General features: G+C 63.5%; 23 protein-coding genes and 1 pseudogene. 11 read left to right on the plus strand and 13 right to left on the minus strand.

Annotated elements, in window-relative coordinates:
* The first annotated feature begins 235 nt into the window (after window positions 1-235).
* Window positions 236-1,555, plus strand: coding sequence for an ATP-binding protein (locus tag ACW4LP_RS11380; protein ID WP_114549703.1), 1,320 nt, complete (start codon window positions 236-238; stop codon window positions 1,553-1,555).
* A gap of 51 nt (window positions 1,556-1,606) precedes the next feature.
* Here the strand turns inward: ACW4LP_RS11380 and ACW4LP_RS11385 are convergent, their stop codons facing one another.
* The 4 genes and pseudogenes from ACW4LP_RS11385 to arcC form a co-directional block, all read right to left on the minus strand.
* Entirely contained in the window at window positions 1,607-3,100 is a 1,494-nt protein-coding gene (locus tag ACW4LP_RS11385; RefSeq protein ID WP_181815617.1) for a helix-turn-helix transcriptional regulator, read from the minus strand.
* Between the two features lie 111 nt (window positions 3,101-3,211).
* On the minus strand, window positions 3,212-3,988 hold the full coding sequence (locus tag ACW4LP_RS11390; RefSeq protein WP_455803823.1) for an FAD-binding protein: 777 nt from the start codon (window positions 3,986-3,988) through the stop codon (window positions 3,212-3,214).
* A pseudogene (locus ACW4LP_RS11395) lies at window positions 3,985-4,833 on the minus strand (FAD-dependent oxidoreductase); the annotation flags it as partial. The gene ACW4LP_RS11390 and the pseudogene ACW4LP_RS11395, both read right to left, overlap by 4 nt.
* Window positions 4,834-5,149: 316 nt before the next feature.
* The gene (gene arcC, locus ACW4LP_RS11400) at window positions 5,150-6,115 is read right to left on the minus strand and encodes a carbamate kinase (RefSeq protein ID WP_114549701.1); all 966 of its coding nucleotides are present in this window, start codon (window positions 6,113-6,115) and stop codon (window positions 5,150-5,152) included.
* A gap of 285 nt (window positions 6,116-6,400) precedes the next feature.
* Between arcC and ACW4LP_RS11405 the strand changes: the two genes are divergently transcribed.
* Complete coding sequence (locus tag ACW4LP_RS11405) at window positions 6,401-7,045, plus strand: GyrI-like domain-containing protein (RefSeq protein WP_455803824.1); 645 nt, start codon at window positions 6,401-6,403, stop codon at window positions 7,043-7,045.
* 64 nt (window positions 7,046-7,109) lie between these two features.
* Here ACW4LP_RS11405 and ACW4LP_RS11410 read toward each other — a convergent pair whose 3' ends face one another.
* Entirely contained in the window at window positions 7,110-7,550 is a 441-nt protein-coding gene (locus ACW4LP_RS11410) for a GNAT family N-acetyltransferase (RefSeq protein ID WP_455803825.1), read from the minus strand.
* 304 nt (window positions 7,551-7,854) lie between these two features.
* On the opposite strand from ACW4LP_RS11410, the gene ACW4LP_RS11415 reads away from it, so the two are divergent.
* The 3 genes from ACW4LP_RS11415 to ACW4LP_RS11425 all read left to right on the plus strand — a co-directional run bounded on the left by ACW4LP_RS11415 (window position 7,855) and on the right by ACW4LP_RS11425 (window position 10,581).
* Window positions 7,855-8,067 carry a helix-turn-helix transcriptional regulator gene (locus tag ACW4LP_RS11415; protein ID WP_256156564.1) on the plus strand — a complete coding sequence of 71 codons (213 nt, stop codon included), beginning with the start codon at window positions 7,855-7,857 and terminating at the stop codon, window positions 8,065-8,067.
* A 70-nt stretch (window positions 8,068-8,137) separates the two neighbouring features.
* Window positions 8,138-8,701 (plus strand): hypothetical protein, encoded by a 564-nt coding sequence (locus ACW4LP_RS11420; RefSeq protein ID WP_455803826.1) that lies wholly within the window; start codon window positions 8,138-8,140, stop codon window positions 8,699-8,701.
* Window positions 8,702-8,913: 212 nt separating this feature from the next.
* Window positions 8,914-10,581 (plus strand): FAD-dependent oxidoreductase, encoded by a 1,668-nt coding sequence (locus ACW4LP_RS11425; protein WP_455803827.1) that lies wholly within the window; start codon window positions 8,914-8,916, stop codon window positions 10,579-10,581.
* Window positions 10,582-10,661: 80 nt separating this feature from the next.
* Here ACW4LP_RS11425 and ACW4LP_RS11430 read toward each other — a convergent pair whose 3' ends face one another.
* From ACW4LP_RS11430 to ACW4LP_RS11440, 3 genes are all read right to left on the minus strand, one after another.
* Entirely contained in the window at window positions 10,662-12,059 is a 1,398-nt protein-coding gene (locus ACW4LP_RS11430) for a helix-turn-helix transcriptional regulator (protein ID WP_455803828.1), read from the minus strand.
* Window positions 12,060-12,294: 235 nt separating this feature from the next.
* Window positions 12,295-14,385 (minus strand): SulP family inorganic anion transporter, encoded by a 2,091-nt coding sequence (locus ACW4LP_RS11435; protein WP_455803829.1) that lies wholly within the window; start codon window positions 14,383-14,385, stop codon window positions 12,295-12,297.
* A gap of 207 nt (window positions 14,386-14,592) precedes the next feature.
* Window positions 14,593-14,979 (minus strand): hypothetical protein, encoded by a 387-nt coding sequence (locus ACW4LP_RS11440; RefSeq protein ID WP_455803830.1) that lies wholly within the window; start codon window positions 14,977-14,979, stop codon window positions 14,593-14,595.
* Window positions 14,980-15,142: 163 nt separating this feature from the next.
* Between ACW4LP_RS11440 and ACW4LP_RS11445 the strand changes: the two genes are divergently transcribed.
* The 4 genes from ACW4LP_RS11445 to ACW4LP_RS11460 are packed head-to-tail and all read left to right on the plus strand — an operon-like array spanning window position 15,143 to window position 18,549.
* On the plus strand, window positions 15,143-15,574 hold the full coding sequence (locus ACW4LP_RS11445) for an NAD-binding protein (protein WP_455803831.1): 432 nt from the start codon (window positions 15,143-15,145) through the stop codon (window positions 15,572-15,574).
* The gene (locus ACW4LP_RS11450; RefSeq protein WP_114539379.1) at window positions 15,571-16,152 is read left to right on the plus strand and encodes a potassium channel family protein; all 582 of its coding nucleotides are present in this window, start codon (window positions 15,571-15,573) and stop codon (window positions 16,150-16,152) included. The genes ACW4LP_RS11445 and ACW4LP_RS11450 overlap by 4 nt, the downstream gene beginning before the upstream one ends.
* 5 nt (window positions 16,153-16,157) lie before the next feature.
* Window positions 16,158-17,693 (plus strand): TrkH family potassium uptake protein, encoded by a 1,536-nt coding sequence (locus tag ACW4LP_RS11455; protein WP_455803838.1) that lies wholly within the window; start codon window positions 16,158-16,160, stop codon window positions 17,691-17,693.
* Window positions 17,683-18,549 (plus strand): DUF4118 domain-containing protein, encoded by an 867-nt coding sequence (locus tag ACW4LP_RS11460; RefSeq protein WP_455803832.1) that lies wholly within the window; start codon window positions 17,683-17,685, stop codon window positions 18,547-18,549. Before ACW4LP_RS11455 ends, ACW4LP_RS11460 begins: the two co-directional genes overlap by 11 nt.
* Before the next feature lie 56 nt (window positions 18,550-18,605).
* Here the strand turns inward: ACW4LP_RS11460 and ACW4LP_RS11465 are convergent, their stop codons facing one another.
* The 5 genes from ACW4LP_RS11465 to ACW4LP_RS11485 all read right to left on the minus strand — a co-directional run bounded on the left by ACW4LP_RS11465 (window position 18,606) and on the right by ACW4LP_RS11485 (window position 23,500).
* On the minus strand, window positions 18,606-18,899 hold the full coding sequence (locus tag ACW4LP_RS11465; RefSeq protein WP_022740591.1) for a ferritin family protein: 294 nt from the start codon (window positions 18,897-18,899) through the stop codon (window positions 18,606-18,608).
* A gap of 277 nt (window positions 18,900-19,176) precedes the next feature.
* Window positions 19,177-19,674, minus strand: coding sequence for a DUF454 family protein (locus tag ACW4LP_RS11470; protein ID WP_455803833.1), 498 nt, complete (start codon window positions 19,672-19,674; stop codon window positions 19,177-19,179).
* Between the two features lie 318 nt (window positions 19,675-19,992).
* Window positions 19,993-20,721 carry a glucosamine-6-phosphate deaminase gene (gene nagB / locus ACW4LP_RS11475; RefSeq protein ID WP_022740593.1) on the minus strand — a complete coding sequence of 243 codons (729 nt, stop codon included), beginning with the start codon at window positions 20,719-20,721 and terminating at the stop codon, window positions 19,993-19,995.
* 75 nt (window positions 20,722-20,796) lie between these two features.
* Window positions 20,797-22,542 (minus strand): SulP family inorganic anion transporter, encoded by a 1,746-nt coding sequence (locus tag ACW4LP_RS11480; protein ID WP_455803834.1) that lies wholly within the window; start codon window positions 22,540-22,542, stop codon window positions 20,797-20,799.
* 157 nt (window positions 22,543-22,699) lie between these two features.
* Window positions 22,700-23,500, minus strand: coding sequence for an SDR family NAD(P)-dependent oxidoreductase (locus ACW4LP_RS11485; protein WP_455803835.1), 801 nt, complete (start codon window positions 23,498-23,500; stop codon window positions 22,700-22,702).
* Window positions 23,501-23,780: 280 nt separating this feature from the next.
* On the opposite strand from ACW4LP_RS11485, the gene amrS reads away from it, so the two are divergent.
* Both amrS and ACW4LP_RS11495 read left to right on the plus strand, forming a co-directional pair.
* On the plus strand, window positions 23,781-24,683 hold the full coding sequence (gene amrS, locus ACW4LP_RS11490) for an AmmeMemoRadiSam system radical SAM enzyme (RefSeq protein ID WP_455803836.1): 903 nt from the start codon (window positions 23,781-23,783) through the stop codon (window positions 24,681-24,683).
* Between the two features lie 175 nt (window positions 24,684-24,858).
* Window positions 24,859-25,317 carry a hypothetical protein gene (locus tag ACW4LP_RS11495; protein WP_302012357.1) on the plus strand — a complete coding sequence of 153 codons (459 nt, stop codon included), beginning with the start codon at window positions 24,859-24,861 and terminating at the stop codon, window positions 25,315-25,317.
* Window positions 25,318-25,343: the final 26 nt, after the last annotated feature.

The raw sequence follows: 25,343 nt of genomic DNA on the forward strand, positions 1-25,343 counted from the left end.
TCGACGAGGGAGGGCGCAAGGTGTACGATACGATAGCCGGCCGCAGGAGGCGGCTGGGGCTGGCCGCCTAGGCCGTCCGGAAAAACGTCCGCACCCCCATGTCCAAGTAAAAAGGTCGAAAATGATGCAAAAATATGGAGTAACATCGTCAAAAACGATGCAAAAATGCGCTATAGTATCGTCAAAAATGATGCATCATCCCAGATACATAGCGTATTATCTCTAGGAGGCTTCTATGCTGGAGCGCAAATTCTATCAAAATCTTATCCACTGGAAGGAGAATCACGAGAAAGAATGCCTGCTCATTAATGGGGCGCGACAAGTAGGCAAGACGTTTCTCGTGGAGCATTTTGGAGCCGCCGAATACGCAAGCTGCATCTCGATCAATTTCATCAAGAATCCCGAGTACAAGGCCATCTTCGAAGGACCGCTTGACCCCTCCTCCGTAATCAAGCGATTATCTTTGCAGGTCTCTAACGCACGTATCGTACCAAGATCGACGCTGCTTTTTCTCGACGAAATCCAAGCATGCCGAAAAGCACGGACAGCGCTGAAGTTCCTCGCCCTGGACGAACGCATCGATGTGATTGCCTCGGGATCGCTTCTGGGCATTCACTACAAGAGAGACGAGGATGAGCCGGACAGCGAGATCTCAATACCGGTCGGCTACGAACGCGAGGTCATCATGCACAGTCTCGACTTCGAGGAGTTTCTCTGGGCCAGAGGCGTGACCCGAGAGGCCATTGATTTGCTGCGCGATGCCTTCAAGAGGCGAGAGAAGCTCGACGAAGGAACCCTCGATCGGCTTCAGGGGCTGTTGCGAGAATACCTTGTCGTCGGTGGCATGCCCGCCGTAGTGGATGCTTATGTAGAAACCGACGATTTCCAGAGAGCCTACGAAGAGCAGGAGAAAATTCTTCGCGCTTACGAAGCCGACATCGAGAAATACGCCACCGACCCAGATAAGCCCAAGATTCGCCAAGTGTATCGTTCACTGCCTCGGCAACTCGCGAAAGAGTACACCAAGTTTCAGTTCTCGAAGATCGAGAAGAGAGGCACTGAGCGCAAATTTGGCTCCTCTATCGATTGGCTCATCGATGCGGGTTTGGTGAGCTCGGTGTCAAACGTGTCGCTTCCCATTTTGCCTCTCAGAGCCTACGAAAAACCAGGCGAGTTTAAGATATACGCCAGCGACATCGGCTTGTGCACGCATATGTTTGGTTTCGAGACGCAAAGCGCGCTTTTCCAAGGGCTGCTGAAGGGTCCTGCCAAAGGCGGCATTTACGAGAACCTTATTTTCGATATGCTGTCGAAGCGCGGCAAATCCGTCTTTTACTATAAGCGCGAAAACAGCGAACAAGAGATAGAGTTCTTCGTTGAGGAAGGCGGAGAAGCAGTGCCGGTAGAGGTTAAGTCGAAACGAGGGGCGACTCCTTCCCTTAATGCCTACATCGAACAGTATCGTCCCCAGCTGGCTTACAAGCTCATCGATGGCAACATTGGAGAAGATGGTTGCAAGGTGACATTGCCGCAGTTCATGGCCATGTTCGTATAAGATCCCATTTTCGCATCTACGGCATGGCGCTCTTGAACGCGCGGCGGTCTTCTAGGCGAGCAGCGTTGGCGCGGCGTCGGCGATCCTGGGGGAAGCGTCGTCGCCCAGCGTCGCTCGGGCGTCCTCCAGAAGGGTCAGCAGCTCCTGATGGGAGTGAATGTCGAGTTTGCGATAGATACTGCGGCGATGGGTCTTCACCGTATCCACCGAAATATGCAGATATTCGGCAATGAAGGCCTGGTCGCGCCCGCGCGCGAGCAGCGAGACGATCTCCGTCTCCCGGGGCGTCAACCCGTACTCGTGGGCAACGGCGGCGACGGCCGCCTCCGAAGCGTTCCCCGGCGCATTCTCGCCATCGGTTGCAGCGCGGCTCATTCCCCAGCCGTCCCCGACCCCAGCGCCCCCGAACAGCAGCAGCGCGCTGAAAAGCACAACGAACACGGCGACCATCTGCGCGGCGGCCGCCCCATCGGCGCCCCCGATAGAGCCCAGGAGCGTCCCGCACGCCATGCCCGCCACGCGACCGCCCACGAAGGCGCACATAATGCAGGGCCACACCCAGTTCGCCGAGAGCTCTTTGTGCTTGATCACCCAGGCCGCGAGCATCCATGAGAGGAACATGATGAAACGATAGCCGATCTCGTGCACGACAACCGCGCCCAGGGTCTCCCCCATAAGGACCATGGCCAAGTGGCCCAGTGCCAGCAGAGGAAAGGCGATAACGTAGAGCAGGTGGTTGAAATCGCGATTGAGGCGCCAGAGGAACACGAGCGCAAGAATGTCGGCGAGAGCAAACGCGATTCCCTCAGCGAGGAAGAACCCCTCCTGGGAGGCGAGGACTCCCGATTTCTGGACGAAGCCCGTCGACAGCCCTTGCACCGCCAGCGTCGCCACGAGCTTCCACGGGATCGCAAGGGGCGTTTTCTCTCCGTAGCGCGCCGCCGCGCCTCGGCCGCTTTCCGCACCAAGGGCGGCAAAGGAGACGCCGACGAGCAGCAGACAGACGAGCAGGGAGAGCAGCGAGTCGAGCACGGCGGCCAGGGCGATCACAAGAGCGGCGCCGAACATCCCCACAAACAGATTGGCAGCCGCTTGACGCGACGGAGCGCCGGCAAACAGGCGCACCTGGCCTACCGCCAGGCACGCGAGCCCCACCCCGGAAAGGACGTTGGCCGCCACCATGGGAACGAGCACCCCCTCGCCGGCCGCGCTCAACGCGAATTCGCCAACAATGCCCGCCACCAAGAGAACGGCCACAATCGCCTGATAGCGCAGCCCATGGAAGACGATGCGGCGCCACGCGTACAGAAGCGCGAGGCCGAGAAATGCAAGGACATTGGCCAGGCCCGCCACGGAAAGCCCGAGAAGCACGTCCCCGGTCAACGCGATGGCGTGGTTGGAGAGAACGGGGTGCTGGAGCACCATCACCGTGAGCACAATATAGGCAGCCGGCCCGACCGTGAGGCGGAGGCTGAGAAGACCGCTCCAATCCTGGAGCGCGCTATTGCCGTTGCCCGCACTCGTTCCAAGAAGCACCTTCGCCATCGCGACTCTCCCCTTCCGCATCGTCTGCCTATGCCGCAGCCGACATTGTACCGAAAGGGAGGTTCCGGATACCATGTCGGCTGCTAAAAGGGGAGGGCGATTCGCGGGACGTTAGGCTTTGGCGTATTCCGCCGCCGCCTTGCCCATAGTGCGGCCCGAGTACACGCAGTAGCCCAGCAGCGAGCCCGGGACCTCGATGTTGTAGCTTTCCATCGTGAGCTTGCTGGCGTCCGAGCCGCCGGCCCACAGGCCGGGGATGACGGCGCCGGCGGCATCCACGACGCGGTTGAAGGGATCGATGTCGATGCCGCCCAGGGAGGTCTGGCACTCCAGCGTCTCGCGGAACCCGTAGAAGGGCGGCGTCTTCACGGGGATAAGGTACTCGGCAGCCTTTCCGAAGTCCTCGTCGATGCCTTTTTCGCACAGCTCGTTGTAGCGCTCCACTGCCTTCACGGCCTCTTCGGCGTCGATGCCCATCTGCTCGGCAAGTTCCTCGATGGTGTCGGCGCGATAGGCCAGCTTAGCGCCTTCGATCTCGGGCGTCTCAAGAGCCTGCTCGATCTCGTCGGCCAAGTTCATCAGCGGCGTATGGGCCAGGGTGCGGTACCGCTTCAGAGGAGCGCCCTCGTTGCAAAGTCGATCGAATTCCTCGCTGTCGAAAATGCTGAAGGCCTTCTTCTGGGCCATGTTGGCGCGCACGACAAGCGTCATGCTCTGGGTTCCAAGGTCCTCCCAAATGTAGCGATGGCCAAGCTCGTTGAGCCATAGGAACGGCTGGCCGGCGGAGACGACGAAGAGGTCGGTGCCGCGCACATCGCCGACGGATCGGCTGGCCGTGAGGCAGGCCGCCGGCGCCGAGGCCGCCCCCATTTCGAAGGCCATGCGCATGCCGTCGCCGACGTTGGCGGGGTTCGGGGCGTCTGCATGTAGGTGGTGTCATAGCCCACCAACTCGCGCACCTTCTCCGTATCGCCCGAGAAACCGCCCGAGGTCAGAATGACGGCCTTGGCGTTGGCCAAGATGACGCCTTCGGGGCCCTCCGCGTAGGCGCCCACCACTGCACCGTCCTCCTGCTTCAGGCGAATGGCCGGGGCGTTCAGGTGCACATCGACGCCCAGCGTATCCGTCGCCGCAATAAGCGTCTCGATCATCTGCTCGCAATGGCCACCCTCGCCATAATGGAACACCTCGGGCGAACCGAACATGCTCTCCACGCGTTCGATGACCACGCCCAGATCGAGCAGCCACGCGATGCTCTCGCCGGAGCCGTCGATGTAGTTCGACCAGTAGTCGTAGGTGATGCGGAAGTTGTTGAATTGGAATTCGTTGGCGATGATGTCGATCTTGCGGGGACTCTCGATGCCGAGCTCGGCCTGCTTGGGCGAGTTCACGGCGAACAGGCCCTCGGGCATCATGCCGTTGCCGCCCAGCTGCGCCTGCTTCTCGAAGAGCACTACCTTCGCCCCATTCTGGGCCGCCGAAATGGCGGCGCACAGGCCCGAGGCGCCGCCGCCGATCACCACGACGTCGGCGTCGACGGTGGCGTCGGGCGTGGGCTCGGGGGTTACCTCCGCGCCCTCGGTCGCCGTTGCGGAAGTCTCGCCTCCCGTCTCGGCCAGCGCCTCGTCCGCATCGGCCTGCACGCTCTTCGGAGCGCACCCTGCCAGCCCGAAAGCGGCAAGGCCGCCCATGGCTGCCGCCCCGGTGAGAAAGTTCCTGCGCGTGATTTCCATGATTCCTCCTTTGGATTCCTGCCCTCGTTGATGCAACGGCCTCAGGGTGTCGGCCCCTGCGACCGCGTCGTTGGAGGGCCCATGAAACCAGTTTGCGTCTTTGGGAGAAATCGCTTCCGAGGTGGTAAATCGCCTCCTGCGCCTTATCTACCCCTCCAAGGGTGACCCTTTACCTGGGAATACGCCAGAATCGTCTGAGCCGAAATCCGCCGCATGTTCTTTTGCGAAGGCGCGGGCGTCGGCGAGGTTCACGTGGCAGTAGCCGAAGGGGTTGCGGCCTAAGTAGTCCTGGCGGTAGGCCTCAGCGCGGCGGGCGCTACTTCTCGTCAGCCACGATAAGCGTGCCGGTTTCGCCGCGCAGGCCGGCGGCGGCGTGGTCGAGCGAGGTGATGACGGCGCGGCCGCCCGGGTGCGCCTCCACGAACTTCACGCAGGCCTGCACCTTCGGCAGCATGGAACCGGGCGCGAACTGTCCCTGCTCCATGTAGGCGCGGGCCTCGGAGACGGTCATGGCGTCAAGGGCCTTCTGCGTCGGCTTCCCGAAATCGAGGTAGACCTTCTCCACCGCCGTCAGGATGACGAGGATGTCGGCCCGCACGCGCCAGGCGAGAATCGCGCTCGTGAGATCCTTGTCCACGATGGCGTCCACGGCGGTGCGCATCCCGTCGCTCACCGTGACGGGGATGCCGCCGCCCCCGGCCGCGATCACCACGCAGCCGTCTTCCATGAGATCGCGGATGGTCTCCAACTCCACGATGTCCTGGGGCACGGGGCTCGGCACCACGCGCCGCCAGCCGCGACCGGAGTCCTCGCGCACCTGGTATCCCGTGGCCTTCGCGAAGGCACGGGCCTCGGTCTCGGTCATGAAGGCGCCGATGGGCTTCTCGTAATCCTTGAAAGCGGGGTCGTCGGCGTCGACCACCACATGGGTCGGCACGTTGGCCACCTCGCGCATGATGTCCTGCCGGCGAAACTCGTTGCGCAGCGCGCAGGAGAGCTGGGCCCCGATGTATCCCTGGCTCATGGCGTTGCAATCGGAGAGCGGCATGGGCGGCACCTGGGCATCCTTGTCCTTCGACGCCACTTCGAACGCCTCGTCGATGATACCGACCTGCGGGCCGTTGCCATGGGTCACCACGACGTTGATGCCCTCCTTCACCATGTGGGCCAGATTCTTCGACGTGTTTTCCAAAAGCTTCAGCTGCTCACCCGGCGTCTCCCCCAAGGCATTACCACCCAGGGCCACCACCACGCGCTTGCCGTCCAGTTCGCTCTGCAGCATGTTCGCAACTCCTTCCTCAGGTTTCGCTCCACCGTAGCAAAAGCGAGGCAGAAGACGCCTTGCGAACGGCAAGCTGGCACGGGGCCGTTGCCGATTGCGCCGATGGGAGGGACGCCGCCACGCGATCGCCTAAGCAGCCGCCTCGATCGTCGGAGGAGGCGTCACGCGCAGGGCCGGCAGGCGCGTGGCGCACCGAAGCCGCACGCCCTTGGCGAGCATCCGACCTTTAGCCTGTGGTAGCATAGCGCTATCCGCCAATTCACCCTTACATCGGAAGGAGCTTCCGTGGCGTTCGATTTCAAGAAGGAATACAAAGAGTTCTACTTGCCGAAACGCACTCCTGAGCTGGTGTCCGTGCCGCCCATGACCTTTGTGGCCGTGCGCGGCGAGGGCGACCCCAACGTGGAGGGCGGCGCCTACAAGGAGGCCGTCGGCGTGCTGTACGCCATCGCCTATACCATCAAGATGTCGAAAATGGGCGACCACCGCATCGACGGCTACTACGATTTCGTAGTGCCCCCGTTGGAGGGCTTCTGGTGGCAGCCGGGCGTGGAAGGCGTCGACTTCGCGAACAAGGCAACGTTCCACTGGATTGCCGCCATCCGCCTGCCCGATTTCGTGACGCCTGACGAGTTCGAGTGGGCGAAGGAGGAGGCGGCCCGCAAGAAGGGGCTGGATACCACGGCCGCCGAGCTGCTGGTCATCGACGAAGGCCTGTGCGCCCAGATCATGCATCTGGGCCCCTACGACGACGAGCCGGCCACGGTGGCGCTGCTCGATGCCTTCGTCGCCGAGCAGGGGCTCGCGAACGATATGTCGGACACGGCCGAGGGGCGCCACCACCACGAGATTTACCTGTCGGATCCGCGCCGCACCGCGCCCGAGAAGCTAAAGACGGTTCTGCGGCATCCGGTGCGGGCACGGGACTAGCGTACGGACAGCGCGTCGCTCGCATGGCGCCGAACCCCAAGCGCCCTGGTTCGGCGGGCCTTCGCTAGCGCGCGAGCTTCATCTCCACGTGCATGATGCCGCCGTCGTCGAACTCGTCGGAGGTGCGCACGAAACCGAGCCTCTCGTAGAAGCCCTGGGCGTAGGCCTGGGCCTCGATAGTGATGACGTCGGCGTCCAATTCCTGCTGGGCCACGCGGATGGCCTCTTCCATGATGCGCTGGCCCATGCCGCACCCGCGCTCCACGGCGATGACGCGCCCGATGGAGGCCGTCGGGTGCGTGACGCCGGCCGGCAGCACCCGCGCGTAGGCGGCAAGCGCCCCCTCATCGTTGCGAAAGCACAGGTGGACGGCCTCCTTGTCGGCGTCGTCCACCTCCTGGTAGGGGCTCTGCTGTTCCACGAGAAACACCGCACAGCGCAGCTTCAAAAGCTCGTGGTACTCGTCCAGACTCAGTTCGTTAAACCGCTTCGCAACCAATTCCATAGCCAGCCTTTCTCTCGGTCGCGTTACCCTTCGATGGCATCCATCGAGTTCACCAGCGTGGCATCAGCTCACGGGCCCCTCATCCGCCTATTTCAACTGATGGAGCTATTGTACCCTACACCCTCCCCGCGCCGACCATTCCCATTCCGCTGAACCAACATGCCCCCTTGACAACTCTGAAATGCAATATATACTTTACAAATGCAAGATATATTTTACATTTCTAGAAATCTGCGAGAGCCGTGGGCGCACGCCACCCAAACGCGACGTGGCGGAAAATATCCAGAAAGGAGCGAGGCGCTTCGTGAGAGAAGAGAAGAACCTGCGGATGAAAGTTGCCCGCACGCGGCGCGGTCTTTCCCAGAGCGATCTCGCCGAGGCCGTGGGCGCCACGCGACAGACCATCGGGCTTATCGAGGCGGGACGCTACAACCCGAGCCTCAAGTTGTGCGTCGCCATTTGCAAAACTCTGGGAGTCACCCTGAATGACTTGTTTTGGGACGACGACGCATCGTGAGCAGAACTCATGCTCGAAACAGAAGCCACCCTACCGTCACGACACCACCCTGGAACGAGGAGGTTCCGTTATGAAGATCATCGATCGCTGGAATGAAATCATGGGGCCGAAGGACGAGTGCCTGGCGGCCGAGGCGAACCGCTGCGCCGCCATTGGCTACACCATTCTCATTATCGGCTCGGCGCTGTGCCTGTACTACGGCATCATGCTGAACCAGGTGGCCGAAACGACCGGCCATCCCCTGCTCACGCCTTTGGGCCAATCGGTCTTCCCCGTGGATACCGCCCTGCTCATTGTGATTCTCGGCTCGGGGCTCATTTCCACCTACCTGCAAGTGCGCAGCGGCGCCTTCGACACCCACGCGCGCATCGCCCAATCGGATCGCATCCCTTGGGACTACGTGGCCTTGGTGGCCCTTCTGTGCGGCCTCGGACTGGGCATCACCACAACAGCCATGCGCATTCTCGCGGAAGTGCAGATCGTCGGCATAGAGAACGTGATGTGGGGCGGGGACATCGCCATCGGCATCGTGTACTTCACCCTGGCGTTCATTCTGGCGTTCGTACTGTTCGCCGCCACCTTCCGCAGCGCCATCGACCGCCGCCGCCAACTGGAGCGCAAACTGGAGGAATAAGCGCCACGCAACAGTTCCGCGCTGTACGTGGACGAATAGCCCCTAACCGGGTCAAACGACCTTTTTCATCCCCTTTCTCATCCCTCTTCGACGCCTTTTCATCCCATTCATAATGCCCGCGATTCTCTCGTTTCTCCGATCATGGCACCGAGACGTCGGCAGTTCCAACGAGGAATCCACCGACGCGAGGCATTCACGTAAAGGAGGGCATCATGGAGAAATCAGTTACACGTCGCAACTTCTTGATTGGAGGCGCAGCCGTTTCGGGCATTGCAGCTTTAGGACTCGTCGGCTGCTCTTCCACCGAGAGCAGTTCGGGCACACCTACGGCAGAAACGGGAAGCGATCAGGTTATCACCCCGACCTACCCGGCCTATGCGCGCACGCTCGATGTAACCGAGAAGGACATCGTCCGTACCGAAGACGCAGACGTGGTCGTCGTAGGATCGGGAAGCGCCGGCACTTTTGCCGCCATCAGGGCGGCAGAGCGCGGCGCCCATGTTATTTGGCTCGAGAAGACAACTGCCAAAGGGGGAACTTCCACGATCACCGAGGGCCTCACCGCATTCGATGGAGAGCAGCAACGTGCCACGGGTGAGGCTAGCGATCTCAACGGCATTTATACGGCCCTTATGGATTGGCACAACTGGGGGGCCAAAACAGAGGCTTTCCAAACCTACTTCGACTTTAGCGGCAAAGCTGTTGACTGGGCCGTATCCCATGGTGCCAGCCTGGTTTACAGCGGAAACCCCAAAAAGCCCCACTACAGCCCTGTTGACGCTCAAGGCAACTGGATGAACATCGGCACGGGAGTTCTCACGCCCTTATGGGAGTACGGAGAGACCTTGGACAATCTTGATTTCAGGTTGGAAACCCCCGCTGTAAACATCATTGTCGACAACGGAACCGTCAAAGGCGTCTACGCCCAGGAAGCCGACGGCATTGTTCGCATTAACGCGAAATCGGTCATCATGGCGACAGGCGGCTTTGCGAGCAACGTGGATATGGGAAAGGAGTGGCTGCGCGTACCCGCTGAGCGCATTAAATTCATGAGCTTCGAGGGCCAAGATGGCGACGGCATCAACATGGCTCTCGCTGCGGGCGCAGCTCGGCACGCACCCACCACGGTCAATTATGGGCTCACCACCATCGAGGGCTCGGCATGGGACAGTCAACTGACTATCTTCACCGTCTGGTGCCCCTCCTGGCGCGTCGATATGCCCGATGCCCTCCTGCCCGCAGGCAAGCCACTTCCCTTCGTGAACCACGCCGGCGTGCGGTTCTACAATGAAGCGAAACTGGAAGAGCTCAACACTTCGATGCTCAACACAGCAGTATCGAGCCAAAAGGCCGCCTTTGCGGTGTTCGACGCCGATCATGTCGCAACGTATGGCGGATTCGGCGATTTCAACTACGGCAGTGGAATTTCCGAAGGAGATTTCGCGAAAGAGTGCGAGAACAGCCCTGCCGTATTCGTCGACGACACCCTTGAGGGTCTGGCGGCCCAAATGGGAATTGATACCACCGCCTTCACCACCACTATCGCCGAATACAACGACCACGCAGCCACAGGGACGGACGCCGACTCCTTCGGCACCATGCCCGGAGAAAAAACTCCCGTGCTGAAAGCCCCCTTCTATGCCGCGAAGATCGTCGCCTGCGCCTACGGCACCAACGGCGGCGTCAGCACCGATTACTGGTGCCGCGCCGTCAATTCCGATGGCGATATCGTCGAGGGACTCTATGCGGCCGGACAGGACAACGGCTCAATGTACTTCAACGACTATCCCTATGGATTAATGGGTGGAACATGCCAAGGAGGTGCCTGCACAACAGGATTCGTTTGCGCCGAAAGCGCCTGCGACGCCCTCGGCCTTTAGCGAGCCCTTCCCGCATAGGCAGCGCGCCCCGCCCGGGCAATGGCACCGGGCGGGGCGCGCTTGCCCGCTTGACGAATGGCCTAATCGGCCTCCTCGGAAACGGGCATCTCGGCATCGAGGAGGGCAAGCAACTCTGCCCGACTGTGTATATCGAATTTCCGGTAAATGCTCTGCGTATGAGTTTTGACCGTTGGTATAGAAATGAACAATTCGGTCGCAATGTCGGAAGCAGTCTTTTTCTGCGCGAGCAGCTGAAGAACCGTTTCCTCCCGCTTCGATAATCCGTACTGTTTCGCAAGAGCCGTGCACACGTCCGGCAAAGTGTAATAGTACTTGATCACGCTATCAACGGAAGGTCGCGAGCGTTTTGTTCCCCAATCTGAGCGATACTGGGCATCGCTGAACAAGAACAAGAAGGTCACCGCCAGCAGCGCCGAAAGGAACACGAGGATGGTTCCCAGGTCGATGCCAGCATCGCGCGCGACCATGCAAAACTGAATGCCGGCAATCGATGCGAAGCATTCGCACGCGATGGCGATGGCGAAAATTCTTATCGGATCGAGCCTATGTCTCAGGCAGATGGCGCAGTAAACGGCAAAGCAGAACACTGCGAAGAAAGCGTAGGCCACTCCGTTGAGAGCACCGGCAGCCAGATACCCCATCGCTCCCAGCGATGCAGCTAAAAGAGCCAGCTCGGCGCAAAGCAACGAAAGGTTATACAATCCCTTCAGTTTGATGACCTTGCCTCCGAAGAGGGAGAAAGCGACAACCGTCAGAGCCGCAATGGCGAAGCCCAGGCCCGATGCAAGGACAAAGTGCGGAGAAGCGATAACCCCACATGCCTTGATCACGAAAAGAACGGCGAACTGCACCACGAACAGCCCCACGGGCAAAAAAGGTTGCGAAGCGCTATCGTCAATGTCACCTCCCCGCAAATCCCCCGGAACGACAAACCCCTTTCGGGAAGCAAGCAGGAAAAGGACGATAAGCACCGTCGCCACGCCGTTGGCGATTATTTGATGGAGAGAAGAGGGCAGCAGGGCAATAACGACGATGAGAGCCCCCGTCGCACAAAGCCAAAAGGCGAGCCACAGCAGCACTAATGTCATTTTCAGTCGCGAGAGCCTGGCGAAACACCCCAACAGCACGACAGTTTGGAAGACAACCGTGCAAAGTGCAGCTGCATATGCCAGAATCGCACCGCCCCAGGTACTCGCCACTGACAGCAAAACCCCCGCAAACCCCGAGATTACCAACCCTCGCGGGCATACCGAAGAAGTCATTTTTCGCACAGCCCCAGGGATAAGGGCGGCAAGCGCACAGCAGGAACCCAAAAGCAGGTAATCGAAGCGTATCGAGGGGGCATAGCCTCCGAGGGGAGCTCCGGCATCGATCGACCAGGCGAATGCCAACGCCAACACCACGAATACCATTGATGCGTCTGCGGATTTTTCGAACAATCTTCCCTTTTTCGGCATTCCCACTCCATTTCCCTTTGCGACGCATTTCAGTGTACCCGAAATGAAAACGGCACGCGAACCCAGCATTGATATTACTTCTGAGCGAGCGCATTCTGTTTGCCGCCACCTTCCACAGCGCCATCGACCGCCGTCGCCAGCTGGAGCGAGAGCTGGAGGAATAGCCGGAAGCACCCTCCAGAGAGCGCACACCCGACAGCGCCCTCACCACGCGCCAGGCGCTTAAGCGCGACGCTCACTGCGCCAGGGCGAACTCGCGGATGGTGCGGTCGATGGGCTCCATGAGGGCCACGGCCACCGCCTCGTCGCGGCAAATTCGCATGGCGCCGCCGCGGTAGTCGAGCACCACCTCGCCGGTCACCTCGTCCCACAAAAGCAGCTTCGAGAAGAAGTGCCCGTTTTCGTCGGCCTGCCCGCGCGCGGCCCCTTCCAAATAGTCGGCAGAGAACTGGAAGGCGCGGCGGGACTGCAGAAACGACAACTTGCCGCGAATGTCCTCCAGAAAGGGGGCGCCGTCGGAGTCCACGACGTCGCCGGCGTGGTTGCGCAAGCCGGCGATGGCCACCACGGGACGATCGCCGTCGATGATGGAGGCCTCGGCCGCCACTTTCCGCAACCGGCGCGGCGCCGGCGCATCGGCGAGCCAGGTGTCGGGGCGCTGGGGTTCCATACCGGCCGCGTACTCCTCGGCCAGCGAGTGCATGGCCGTGCGCACCGACGGGTAGAACTTGAAGTCCTGCATGAGTCGGCGCAGCTCGTAGCGGGTATAGTGGTCGCTCGTCTCCTTGATGGGCCGCACGAGCTTCACGTGCACGCCGCGCGCCATGAGGGAATCCAGCGTCTCGTCCAGCTTGTCGGCGGCGGTCGTGTCGATGGTGTCGAGCTTCGACAGCTTCAGGATGAGAGCCTCGTTGCCGGCAGCGGCGGCCTCTATCTCCTCCTGGGCCTTCGCGATGTTCATGAAGGACAAATCGCCCGAGAGCTTCGCGATGCCGAGCGCGTAGCCCACCTCGATGTCCTTCTTCGCCGGCAGATCGTCGGGCTTGTAGGGCACCGCGCCCAAAAGCTCGGGGCCGGAGGTGTCGATCTTCTCTCGGCCGGCGCGCAGGGCGAGCGCCAGAATGAAACCGCCCAGGATGCCCGCCACGGCGCCGAGCAGCACCACGAGGGCCGCCGAGGCGGCGAAGACCATGAACTCCCGGCGCGTCTTTAAGGCGTAGGTGGTGATCTTCCCGAAGTCGACAATGTCGAGCAGGGCCACCACGACGATGGCCGACAGGGCGCAGCGGGGCAGAAAGCCCATGAACGAGCCGGCGGCGAAGGCGACCACGGCCACAATGAGGGCCGAGAACACGCTGGCCACCTGGGAGAGGGAGCCCGAGGCGATGCCCGCAGCCGTGCGCGACATGGAGGCCGAGCACGGCGGGCAGCCGATGAGGCCCACCAGCGCGTTGGCCAGGCCGAAGGTGCGCATCTCGCCGTCGGGAGACGGCGCGGGCACATCGCCCGCCGAGAACGCCTCGACACACAGCAAAGATTCCAGCGACACCACCACCGCGATGGCGAAGGCGGCCAGAAGCAGTGCCACGATGTCGAGCCCCTCGGGCAGCACGGTCGCAATATGGGGAAGCGTGCCCGATACCTGTGGAAGGAAGACGATGGGAAGCCCCGCCGCCGCCAGCCCGTTGCACACAAGCGCGGCCGCGACGAGCACCACGATGGCCGAGGGCACTTTCGGGAAGAAGCGCTTCAGGAGATACATGCCAGCGATACAGAGAGCCGACACCACGGCGCAGGCCCACGAGGCGCCCGGCAGGCACGAGACAATGGCGGCGACCTTCGACACGATGGCGCCGGAGGTGTCGGCCGTCGTGCCCAGAAGCAGCGGCACTTGGCCGATGACCACGGTGAGCGCGATGCCGAAGATGAACCCGTGCATGACCGGCAGCGGCATACGGCGGATCAGGCGACCGGCACCGGCCCAGCCGAGCAGCAGCAGGAACAAGGCTGTGAACAGGGTGAGCAGGGGCATGGCGGAGACAATGGCGTCCTGGCCCTGGACCGCAATGCCGGCGGCGGCGAGCATCGAGGCGGTCATGGCGGCCGCGGCCGAATCCATGCCGAAGACCACCCGCCGCGTGCCGGTGAGCAGACCGAAGGCCAGCGGTGCCACGATGGAGGCCCATAGGCCATAGATGGCCGGCAGCCCCACCACCTCCGCATAGCCCATAGCAATGGGGATGGAAAGCGCGGCGATAACCAGGCCCGCGACGGCGTCCTTCGGCAGATCGGCCGCTCGATAGCCCTTCATGGTCTCAACGATCATCGCCCCTCCTCACTTTTTATCTTCTCGTCTCCCGTTTCCCGCTCAGCTCGCGTGCCTCGTCCGGCCGCCGTCCGTGGCCTTTTACCCCACACAGCCGTCCAACACCCGACGCCACCTCTCCGCCGACTTTCGGCAATCCTCGCATCATGGGGCGCCCGTCTTCCAGAAAGGCGAGATTGTACCAGATAAATGCCGAGATCGCAGCGCTTATTCCAACGGCTTGTCCCGACCAGGGACGTCCTGGATGGTGCGCAGGCCGTTTGACGGCGGCTCGCCGAGGGGGAACCAGTACTTCCACGCCTCGAAGGGATGGGCGTCCTCCACCCGGTCCACGTCCCTAAAGGCGTCCTTGGGGACGATGGTGTGCAGCTCGCGGCCGCTTTCCGTGAGCAGGTGGATGCCGCCGGCCGCCAGCGCCTCGTCGCAGAAGGTGAGGCAGTTGTAGGTGATGAGGTTGTAGGTGCCGGTATGGGCGCGGCGGTCCTCGGCGCAGGCCTGCACGGCGCGGAAGGTCGCCTCATCGCACCACAGGGCGATGGCGCAGTTCACGTGCTCGTTCCACCAGTTCCCCGGCCGGCATGAGCCGACGGCCATCCGTTACCGTTTCATAGGCTCTACCGCGACCTCGCCATTCGGGCGCCCTACCAGTCCTCGGCCCCGTCACTGCTTGGTGACAGTTCGCCCTTCTCGCCTTCCGCCGCCGTTGCAATCATTAGCATTTTCCCGTGAAAAGACCTGCGCGAAGGAGGAACAAGCAGTGGCGAAGAGGGCCCGCATTATCGTGGTCGGATGCAGCCTGTTCGGGTGCGCCGTGGCCCAGGCGCTCTCGGCGGCCGGCCACGACGTCATCGTGGCGGACATGCAGGAGGACGCCCTGGACGGGCTGGGGCCCGATTTCGACGGCGAGACGCTCACCGGCGACGGCAAGAGCGCCCTGGTGCTGGAGGAGTGCGGCGTGCGCCGGGCCACCCACCTGGTGGCCGCCACGGACGACGACGCCTCCAACCTGCTCATCGCCGAGCTGGCCAGCGAGATCTTCGGCGTGCCCCACGTGCTGCCCCTCGTGGACGACGACGCTTTGGCGGACATCCTCGACGACATGGGCATCGCCCCCATCTGCCCCCATCGCATCTGCGAGGACGAGTTCTTCCGCCTCACCGGGCTGACGCGGAAGGAGGCCGACCTATGAGAGTGGTGATCGTGGGCGGCCGCTCCCGGGCCGATTATCTGATGGGCGCCTTAGCTGAAACCGTCGACACCGTCGTGGCCATCAACGACGACCGCCGCTTCTGCGAGTACCTCTCCAGCCGCCATGACGGCACGGTGATCTGGGGCAACGGCATGAAGCTGGCCGTGCTCGAGGAGGCCGGCGTCGCCGGGTTCGACGCCATCGTGGCCCTCACCGGCCTCGACGCCGACAATTTGGCCATCTGCCAGGTGGCCAAGAAGTTCCTCGGCATCCGCATCCAGCTGTGCATCGTGTCCAACCCCGAGAACACGGCCATCTTCCGCCAGCTGGGCGTCACGGCGGCCATCAGCGCCACGGCCACCCTGGCCCAGGCCATTCGCGGGGCCCTGGAGCTTCCCGACCCCGCCGACGCGAAGGCCTCGGCCGCGGCGACGGTGGCCGCCGCTGCGGCCGAGGCCGGCAACGGCGAAGGGGACGGCGCCGACGGCACCGCCGACGACGAGGAAGACCCCGGTGCCCCCTCGCCCTTCCGCTCGATTCTGGGCTCGTGGCACCACTTGGGGAAAGAGCGCCGGTGACCGCCATGGGAAAGACGCGCGGCGACAACCTTGCGCCGGCCATCGCCCTGGGCGAGCCGGGCGGCGAGCGCTCCGGCCCCGGGCCCCTGCTCGCGCGCTACGTGGGCGTGGCCGTCATGTTCGTCGGCCTGGCGGGCTTGGCACCCCTGGCGGTGCTGCCGGCCTACCCCGACGAGGTGGCCCTCGCGCCGTGCTTCATCTTCCCCGGGATCGGCGCGGCCATGGCGGGCTACCTCATGTACTTCGCCTCGCCCGACCCCGCCCCGGGCGCCCGCCTTACCCGCGGGCAGGCCGCCGCGTGCACGGTGCTGGTCTGGGTTCTCGCCATCGCCGTCTACGCGCTGCCCTACGTGGCCGCGGGGCTGCTCTCCCCCGTCCAGGCCGTCTTCGAGTCCACCAGCGGGCTGACCACCACGGGCTTAAGCGTGGTGGACGTGGACGCCTGCCCGGCCATCTTCCTGTTCCACCGCAGCCTCACCTGCTACCTCGGCGGTGTGGGGCTCGTGCTCATCCTCACCTGCGTAGTGACCCAGACCGGCGGCCTGGGCGTGTACAACGCCGAGGGCCACACCGACCACTTGCTGCCGAGCGCCGCCAAGACCGCCCGCATGATCCTGCTCATCTACAACGGGCTCATCATCGCCGGCGCCGTGGCCTACTGGGCGGCCGGCATGACCCCCTTCGACGCCATCAACATCTCCATGTGCGCCGTGCCCACCGGCGGGTTCGCCACCCACGGCGAGAGCATCGCCTATTGGAACAGCCCGGTCATCGAGGCCATCACCATCGTGCTCATGGTGGCCGGCGGCACGAACTTCCTTCTGCTGTTCCTGCTGCTGCGCGGCAAGCTCAAGGCGTTCCTCACCCATATCGAGACGCCGCTGTACTTCGGCACCATCGCTATTATGGCCCTGGTGGTGGCCGGTTTCTTCCTGGGCCAGGGCGTCAGCGGCGACGGAGCCGAGGCGCTGCGGCAGGGCACGTTCCAGGTCGTGTCGATCCTGACCTCCACGGGGTTTCAGACCATCCCCTCCTTCGCCGATCTGGGGCCGGCGCTCCTGTTCCTGTTCGGCCTGCTCATGCTCGTCGGGGCCGAGGCGCGCTCCACCTCCGGCGGTATCAAGCTCTACCGCGTCGCCGTCGCCTCGCTGGGGCTCGGCCACGATTTGCACGAGCGCTACGGTAACAAGCGCCACGTGACGAGCATCAAGATCAACCGTTTCGGGAAGCGGTCGGTGCTCACCGAGGTGGACGTGGCCGAGGCCCAGACCTACGTGGTGCTGTACCTGCTGCTGTGCGCGGCCGGTGCGTTCGCGCTCATCCTCTGCGGGGCCACCCTGCAGGAGGCGGTGTTCGACTTCATCTCGTGCCTCGGCAGCACCGGCGTGGGCACGGGCTTCCTCGGCGCGGAAAGCGGCCCCGCGCCGCTGCTGATCGGGAGCGCCGGGATGCTTCTGGGCCGTCTCGAGATCATCCCTTTGTTCATGGGGGTGGGCACCTTGGCGTCGATGATTCGGAAAGGAGTTCGCCATGGCCGCTAGCAGTCGCAGATTCCCGCTGAGAAGCTCCCTCTCGGCACGGCGCGTCCTGCGCAACTTGGTCGCCTTCGCCCTGCTCTACGGGGCCGGCTTGGCCGCCGTGTGGGGCTTCTCGCTCTTGGGGGTGAGCACGCTTGTGGCCTTCCCCGTCTTCGTGCTGGGCGTGCTCATCGCCAGCCTGGAGACCGACTCGGGGCTGTGGGGCGCCGCGCTGGGAGTGGCCTACCTGCTCTCCTACGACTTCCTGTTCACCGCGCCCCTCTTCACGCTGAAGGTGCTCAGCCGCACCGACGTGGCGGCGCTCGTCATCTTCCTCGTCGTGTCGCTCATCATGGGCGTGATAACCCACCGCATGAGCCGCCAGGTGCAGGCGGCCGAGCGCACGGCCTGCGCGCTGGGGCGGCTGAATCGGCTGAGCGTCGGGCTGCTGGAGAGCTCCACCCCGCAGGCGGCCTGCAGCTTCGCCCAGGAGTTCCTGACCCGGGTGCTGAGGCGGCCGGTGACCATCACCTTGGGGGAGCCGCCGGCCGCGGGCAGCGCGGCGGCCCGCGACTGCTACGAGCGTCGCGCGCCCACCGGCTACGGCGAGCCGGGCTACCGCGACGAGCGGGAGAAGTACCTGCCGCTCGGCATGAAGGGGCGCCTGTACGGGGTGGTGGCCATCGACTGCTCCTCGGGGGATGTGGATAGCGGCAGCCTCTCCCTCGTCAACGCCGTGGTGGCCCAGACCCTCGTGGCCGTGGAGCGCAACGAGCTGGCGGAAAGCGAGCCCGACGGTGCCGGCGTCCCAGCGGCCATATCGGCCCCGTCCAACGACAAGAGCGCTGCCGAACCGATACGTCCGGCAGCGCTCTCATAGACTGATCGCGATATCCCAAGACCAATCGCGGCGGGCCGTTCTCGGCTCCAGGCGCGCTACTTGTCCAGCATCTCGCGCACTTCGCCGCGGCCCTCGTCGTGCAGGGCCTTCTCGTCGGGCGCCAGGCGCTCCAAAAGCTCCAGCAGCTCGCCCATATGCTCGCGCTCCTCGTCGCGGATGTCGGAGAGCACCTTCTTCGCATCCTCGTTATCCGTCGCCTGGACGTGGGCGTCGTACTCGTGGATAGCCTCAAGCTCCCCGATGATGTCCTGGCGAATGGCGTTGACGAGCTCCTCGTCAGTCAGCTTGCGCGGCACTTCCATCACGAACGGATTCGAAATTGTGGCCATGACGGTTCCTTTCTCGCAGCTTCTAAAAGGCCCGCGCCTGCAACGCCTGCGGTAGCACGGCGGCAAGCGCGAGGGTCTGTGGGCCATCCTAGGCGATTGGGTTGGAGCCGCAGCCCAGGCCGCCTTGTTGCCACCGACCTGTAGACACTGCGACAAGAAGCGTTGGATTAGACGGCAACGGCTCGCCCAGTCCAGGGCGTAGCGCGCTGCCGTCACCGACGTGCCGTTGGAATGCACGCTCAGATCGTCCATCACAAACGCGATCCTCGTGAGGCCCTTACTCCTCGGTCGCCAGGGAAAGGCCCTCGGCGCGCACGCTCTCCCGGTTGGAAGCGACCTCGGAGAGACGAGCCTTGTCGCGAGAGCCCTCGGCGACGCGGGCCTTGCCGCGGGCGCGGGCCTCTTCCACCGAGACCGTTTCGATGCGGGCGATGAAGTACCAGATCTCGAACACGGTCAGTCCGATGAGGATGGCCTTCAGCCACCACTGCGGCACCACCAGCGCGAGCATCGGCATGGCGGTCACGCCGGGGGCCGCGCACAGGATTTTGGCCCGCAGTGTGAGCGAGCGCGTTTCCATGAAGTTGGCAATGAAGCGCTTGTACATGCGGGTTCCCTCGAACCACGTGTTCAGACGCTCGGAGCTGCGCAGGAAGAAAAACGAGGTCAGCAGCAGAAACGGCGTTGTAGGGATAATGGGAATGATGACGCCTATGCCCCCTAGCCCCAAGAACAGCAGTCCCAACCCCGCATACAGATAGCGCTTGATCGTCATTGTATCTCCCGTTTCATCCACCGACCCGATGGGCCGTCATTTCGATAGCTCGCCGTCCCAAAGGCGCAGCGTGCACCAGCGTAGGGATATCTTAGCGGCCCGCGCCCGGCCGCCACATCACCCGAACGGGCTATAGGCGAGAACACAACAAGCCCCCCGCCAGCCGCGACCATCCAATCTGCTGCGATCGCCTTGCCGCGCAGGGCCCGACGCGCGCTACGCGACGGCCAACGCAAAACGCCCCGCATCTTGCAGCGCGACAAAACGGCAACGTGCAAGAGCGGGGCGATCCTATCAGCCGAGAGCTGGGATCCGGCACTACTGGCAGAGGGCGCCTGCTTCCTTATCCACCACAACGGTAACGTTCGGATGGAACTGCAGGATGGAGGCGGGCACCTCGGGCGTGACCGGCCCGAAGAAGGCGCGGCGAACGATATCGGCCTTGTCGGAGCCGTTGGCGACCACGAGGATCTCCTTGGCCGCCATGATGGTGCCGATGCCCATGGTGTAGGCCTCGCGGGGCACGTCGTCAATGGAATCGAACAGGCGGGAGTTGGCGTTGATAGTGCTCTCCGTCAGCTCGACGCAGTGCGTTTCCTTGGGGAACTCAGGCGCGGGCTCGTTGAAGCCGATGTGGCCGTTGTGGCCCAGGCCCAGAAGCTGCAGGCCCAAACCGCCGGCCTCGGCGATGCTCTGCTCGTAAGCAGCACACGCGGCAGCGGCGTCGGGGCAGGCGCCGTCCGGCACATGGGTGCGAGCCGGATCGATATCGACATGGGAGAACAGGTTGTGCTCCATGAAGTAACGGTAGCTCTGGTCGTGCTGCGGATCAAGGCCTCGGTACTCGTCCAAGTTGAAGCTGGTCACGTCCTTGAAGGACAGCGCGCCGGCCTCGTAGTCCTCAACCAGGCAGCGGTACAGGCCGATAGGGGTCGAGCCGGTGGCCAGACCCAGCACGCAATCGGGGTGCGAGGAAACATAGCCGCTTATCACGCGCGCGGCAGTGCGCGACATGGCCTCGTAATCTTCGGTGACGATGAACTTCATGGGAAGCCTCTCTCTTGGAGCCGCTAGAAAAAATATGTGCGCTCATGCTAAACCATGTCCTCCCTGCAGCGGAGGTCAGCCGCGAGTTTTCATCAGGTTTTCAGTGTCTTCCTCCGCCACCAGCAGCTCGCGGGCATGGGCGATGGCGTCGTCAATGCAGCTTCGGAAGTGCTCCTCCCCCACCAGATCGACGAATCCAGCGCGGCGCATGGTCTTCATCGGCTGCTCGTTCACGTGGGAGAAGATGAGGCTCACCCCGTTCGCGCTGCAGTAGTCGTAGAGGTTCTCCAGCGCGTTCATGCCCGTCGCGTCCAGCGAGGGCACGCCGCGCATGCGGATGATCAGGTAACGCGTGAAGTCCTTCACCGAGATGTCGGCGATGCGCTCGGTCATGCCGAAGAACATCGGCCCGTTGATCTCGTACACGCGCACGCTCTTCGGCAGCTCGCGCAAATGCGTGACCTCGGAGTTCTCGTCGCAGTAGTACTTCCATCCCTTGACCTCAGTCTCCTCGCTCACCATCTTCATGAACAGCACCACGGTGATGAGCATGCCCACGCCGATGGCCACCACCAGATCGAACACGATGGTCAGCGCGAAGGTGAGCACAAGCGTGGCCACAGCCCCCTTCGACGCCGTGCAGCACAGGTGCGCGAAGTTGCGCCAGCCCGACATGCCGTAGGCGACGTACAGCAGAATGGCGGCGATGGTGGGCATGGGAATGAGCGCCGCATAGGGCATGAGGAACGCGAGCACGGCGATGAGCACGAGCGCGTGCACCATGCCGGCGATGGGCGTGCGGCCGCCAGCCTTCACGTTGGCGGCGGTGCGCGCGATGGCGCCGGTGGCGGGAATGCCGCCGAAGAGCACCGAGGCGATGTTGCCGACGCCCTGGGCCACCAGTTCCATGTTGGCGCGATGGTGCCCGCTGATCATAGAGTCGGCCACCACGCAGGACAGCAGCGACTCGATGGCGGCCAGAATGGCGATGGTGACGCCGTTGGCGAACTGGTCGCGGAACAGCTCCAAGCTGAAGTGGGGCATATGGAAGGTGGGCAGGGCGCTGTCGATGACGTAGAGGTCGCCGATGGTGCTGACGTCAAGGCCGAGACCGCTCACCAGCGCGATGCCCGCGAGCAGGGCCATAAGCGAGCTGGGCACGCGCTCGGTCACACGCGGCCAGAGGAACAGCACCGCCAGGCAAACGACGCCCACCAGGCACGCCTGCCCGTTCACCGTGGAGAAGTTGCCCGCAAGGGCGGCCAGCTTCTCCGTCGTTTCCACCGTCGCGGTGCCCGGCGGGTAGGAAAGGCCGAAGAAGTCCTTCAGCTGGCCGATGGTCAGCGTGACGGCGATGCCCGCGGTGAACCCGGTCGTGATAGTGAAGGGCACGAAGCGGATGAGGGCGCCCAGCTTGAACAGGCCCATGAAGATGAGCAGGATGCCCGCGATGATGGTGGCGGCGACGAGGCCTTCAATACCATCGGTGGCCACGATGCCGGCAACGATGGTGGCGAAGGCCGCCGTGGGACCGGAGATCTGCACCCGGCTGCCGCCGAGGAACGCGATGAGGAACCCGGCGACGATGGCGGTGTAGAGGCCCTGTTCCGGCGACACTCCCGAGGCGATGCCCAGCGCGATGGACAACGGCAGCGCCACCACGGCCACCACGATGCCCGCCACAATGTCCTTGGGAATCTGCTCCTTCAGCTCCTCTTTGCTGGAATGCTTGATGATGCTGAAAAGGATCGGCTTTAACTTGTCGCGCTGCTGCATGGCGGGAAAACTCGGCTCCTTCGATCGTCGCGGGTGAAAAGACACGAGGCCGCATTCTATCGCCGACCAAAACACCCATCAATGCAAAACCCGCGTTCGGCAGAAAGTCGCCCTTCGGCGCATGAAAAACGGCCCCGCATATGGTGCGAGGCCGTCGGGCGCCGGATGCGCTCAGCAGCTCTGCTGCCGCTCGCTCGCTCTGCTACCAGGTGCGGGAAGCCATGGCGCGGAACTGGGCCACGGTGGAGACGTGGGAGTTCAGGCCGCCGTCCACTGTTACCACCTGGCCGGTAAAGTACGAGCTCTCGTCGGAGGCCAGATAGACGCACATGGCGGCGATGTCCTCGGGCGTGCCGTAACGGGCCACCTCGATGTTGTCCAGGAAGATGTCCTTCAGCGCCTGGGGCACCTTCGCCTCATTCTGCGGCGTGACGATGAGGCCGGGACGCACGCAGTTGCAGCGGATGTTTTGCTTGCCGTACTGCAGCGCCGTGTACTGGGTCAGCATGTCGACGCCGGCCTTGGCGCAGGCGTAGGCCGTCGAGCCCAAGTCGCCGCCGCAAGAGGCCATGGAGCCGATGTTGATGATGGAACCCGCGCCCTGCTCCTGCATGAAGGGCAGCACGGTCTTGGTGCAGTAGAACGTGGAGCGCACGTCGCTCGCGAACACGGCGTCCCAGTCCTCCAGGGAGATCTCGTCCACGCGGCCGTCCTTCAGCGCCATGCCAGCGGCGTTGTTCACCAGCACGTCGATGGAGCCCCAGTGCGCCTTAGTGTCGGCGAACAGGGCGTCCACCGTTTCAGGCTGGGTAATGTCCAGCTTGTGGAACCAGGCGGTGCCGCCCGCCTCGGCGATGGCGTCCACGACGGCCGCGCCGCGCTCCTCATTGCGGCCGCAGACCACCACGCGCGCGCCCTCGGCCCCGAACATCTTCGCGATGCCCGTGCCGATGCCGCTGGTGGAACCGGTGACGATGGCGACTTTGTCCTTCAAACGATCCATGGTTTCCCTCTTTCTACGCAATATGGCCAGCCAGCATCGATGATTCTAGCAGTAATGGAATGCGACGGTGCGCCCCGTCCGGCCCGCGCGCCCGATCTCCCTTGGCAATGGCGCGCAACCGGGCCGGCTTAGCTCCGGGCGAACTTCTGCGCCCCCACGCCGCGGGAAATCGGGGACGTCGGTATCGGATTGGCGGCGCATGCGAGCCGCCAAAGCCAGCGGACCGCCCTTGCGCTACTATGGCAACGAGACAGCCGAAGCAGACGAGAAAAGAGGCGCCGTGGAAGATACCGAAGGCAGAGTCGCAGCGCAGAATTTTTCAAGGGAAGAGTCCCGCGGCCTTAGCGCAGACCGCGCTGTGTGCCCGATCTGCCCGCACGCCTGCGCGCTGGCCGAGGGGCAGACGGGGCTCTGCCGTGCGCGCGTCGCCGAGGGCGGCCAGGTGGTGGACGCCAACTACGGACGCATCACGTCGCTGGCGCTCGATCCCATCGAGAAGAAGCCGCTGGCCCGCTTTCGCCCTGGAAGCAAGGTTCTCTCCGTAGGTTCCTACGGCTGCAACCTGCGCTGCCCGTTCTGCCAGAACGCCTCCATCGCCTGCGCCGGCGAGCGCGACGTGCCCTGGCGCGAAATCGCACCGGCCGAGTTGGTGGAATTGGCCGCATCGCTTGCGCCCGAGGGCAACTTCGGGCTCGCCTTCACCTACAACGAGCCGCTCGTGGGCCTCGAGTTCGTTCGTGACACCGCACGCCTCGCCCTCGAGCGCGGCCTGGCCAACGTGCTGGTATCCAACGGCTACGTGAACGACGGCCCGCTGCACGAGGTGACCCCGCTCATCGACGCCGCCAATATCGACCTGAAGGGCTTCACCCAGAGCTTCTACGACCTTGTCGGCGGCGACTTGGACACCGTAAAGCACACCATAGAAGTGCTGGCCGCCACACCCACCTGCCACCTGGAAGTGACGACGCTCGTCATCCCCGGCGTGAACGACAGCGATCAGGAAATCGCCGAGGCCGCCCAATGGCTCGCCTCGCTGGATCCGTCGATCCCCTACCACCTGACCCGCTTCTTTCCCTGCCACCGCCTGACCGACCGCCCCGCCACCCCACCCGAAACCGTCCATCGCCTAGCCGACATAGCGAGGCACTACCTAAAGCACGTCTACGTTGGGAATTGCTAACGACCAACCTTCCCTCTTGCGTGGTTGGCCCTTCTGCTGCTAGACTGCATTTTCGTCAGCGAAGGCGCTGGCGCATTTTATCCAGAGTCGGGGTAGAGAGTTGGCTCGACGATCCCGGCACCAACCGGCCGCGCGGCACGGTGGTCCCGCCAACATCGATGAAAGGAGTCCTGCCATGGACAACGTCTCTGTGCGCGATTCGCGCGAATTCCTTAACTTGAGCGTCGAGCGGCCGAGGATGCACCTCCTCGACGAGCCCACGGGCTACATTTCTGCCATGGGAAAATCCAACTTGGGCCACCAGATACGCTACAGCGCGGAACGCTTGGAAGCCGAGCTGTCCGACGACGGCAAGCCGCACGTGCTCCAGCTAGTTTGCGAAGGCGACGAACGCGAGCCCCAGTCGTGGGCACTCTACGCCGACGGCCTCAAGTGCGCCCACGGCACCGGCGAGTTCGCCCGTGCGTGCTTCTGCGAGGCGGCCGACGCGTTCATGGGCGTATGCCGAGAAGCCGTGCGCGCCGCCGCCCTCCCCTCCCGCAGCAAGCACGACTACGACCTACTGCGCACCGCCCGCAGAATAGCGGCGGCGGAAGCGGAACGACGGGCTGCGTCAAAGAAGCAGAATCGGTAAACACGTCTAGCCATTGCGGGCGCCCT

The organism is Adlercreutzia sp. CNCM I-6215 (genome assembly GCF_977072315.1).

Bases quoted from the DNA above. Each gene is read 5' to 3' on its own strand.
- ACW4LP_RS11380 (WP_114549703.1), top strand. From the start codon at position 236: ATGCTGGAGCGCAAATTCTATCAAAATCTTATCCACTGGAAGGAGAAT.
- ACW4LP_RS11385 (WP_181815617.1), bottom strand. From the start codon at position 3,100: ATGGCGAAGGTGCTTCTTGGAACGAGTGCGGGCAACGGCAATAGCGCG.
- ACW4LP_RS11390 (WP_455803823.1), bottom strand. From the start codon at position 3,988: ATGCGCATGGCCTTCGAAATGGGGGCGGCCTCGGCGCCGGCGGCCTGC.
- arcC (WP_114549701.1), bottom strand. From the start codon at position 6,115: ATGCTGCAGAGCGAACTGGACGGCAAGCGCGTGGTGGTGGCCCTGGGT.
- ACW4LP_RS11410 (WP_455803825.1), bottom strand. From the start codon at position 7,550: ATGGAATTGGTTGCGAAGCGGTTTAACGAACTGAGTCTGGACGAGTAC.
- ACW4LP_RS11420 (WP_455803826.1), top strand. From the start codon at position 8,138: ATGAAGATCATCGATCGCTGGAATGAAATCATGGGGCCGAAGGACGAG.
- ACW4LP_RS11425 (WP_455803827.1), top strand. From the start codon at position 8,914: ATGGAGAAATCAGTTACACGTCGCAACTTCTTGATTGGAGGCGCAGCC.
- ACW4LP_RS11430 (WP_455803828.1), bottom strand. From the start codon at position 12,059: ATGCCGAAAAAGGGAAGATTGTTCGAAAAATCCGCAGACGCATCAATG.
- ACW4LP_RS11435 (WP_455803829.1), bottom strand. From the start codon at position 14,385: ATGATCGTTGAGACCATGAAGGGCTATCGAGCGGCCGATCTGCCGAAG.
- ACW4LP_RS11440 (WP_455803830.1), bottom strand. From the start codon at position 14,979: ATGGCCGTCGGCTCATGCCGGCCGGGGAACTGGTGGAACGAGCACGTG.
- ACW4LP_RS11450 (WP_114539379.1), top strand. From the start codon at position 15,571: ATGAGAGTGGTGATCGTGGGCGGCCGCTCCCGGGCCGATTATCTGATG.
- ACW4LP_RS11455 (WP_455803838.1), top strand. From the start codon at position 16,158: ATGGGAAAGACGCGCGGCGACAACCTTGCGCCGGCCATCGCCCTGGGC.
- ACW4LP_RS11460 (WP_455803832.1), top strand. From the start codon at position 17,683: ATGGCCGCTAGCAGTCGCAGATTCCCGCTGAGAAGCTCCCTCTCGGCA.
- ACW4LP_RS11465 (WP_022740591.1), bottom strand. From the start codon at position 18,899: ATGGCCACAATTTCGAATCCGTTCGTGATGGAAGTGCCGCGCAAGCTG.
- ACW4LP_RS11470 (WP_455803833.1), bottom strand. From the start codon at position 19,674: ATGACGATCAAGCGCTATCTGTATGCGGGGTTGGGACTGCTGTTCTTG.
- nagB (WP_022740593.1), bottom strand. From the start codon at position 20,721: ATGAAGTTCATCGTCACCGAAGATTACGAGGCCATGTCGCGCACTGCC.
- ACW4LP_RS11485 (WP_455803835.1), bottom strand. From the start codon at position 23,500: ATGGATCGTTTGAAGGACAAAGTCGCCATCGTCACCGGTTCCACCAGC.
- ACW4LP_RS11495 (WP_302012357.1), top strand. From the start codon at position 24,859: ATGGACAACGTCTCTGTGCGCGATTCGCGCGAATTCCTTAACTTGAGC.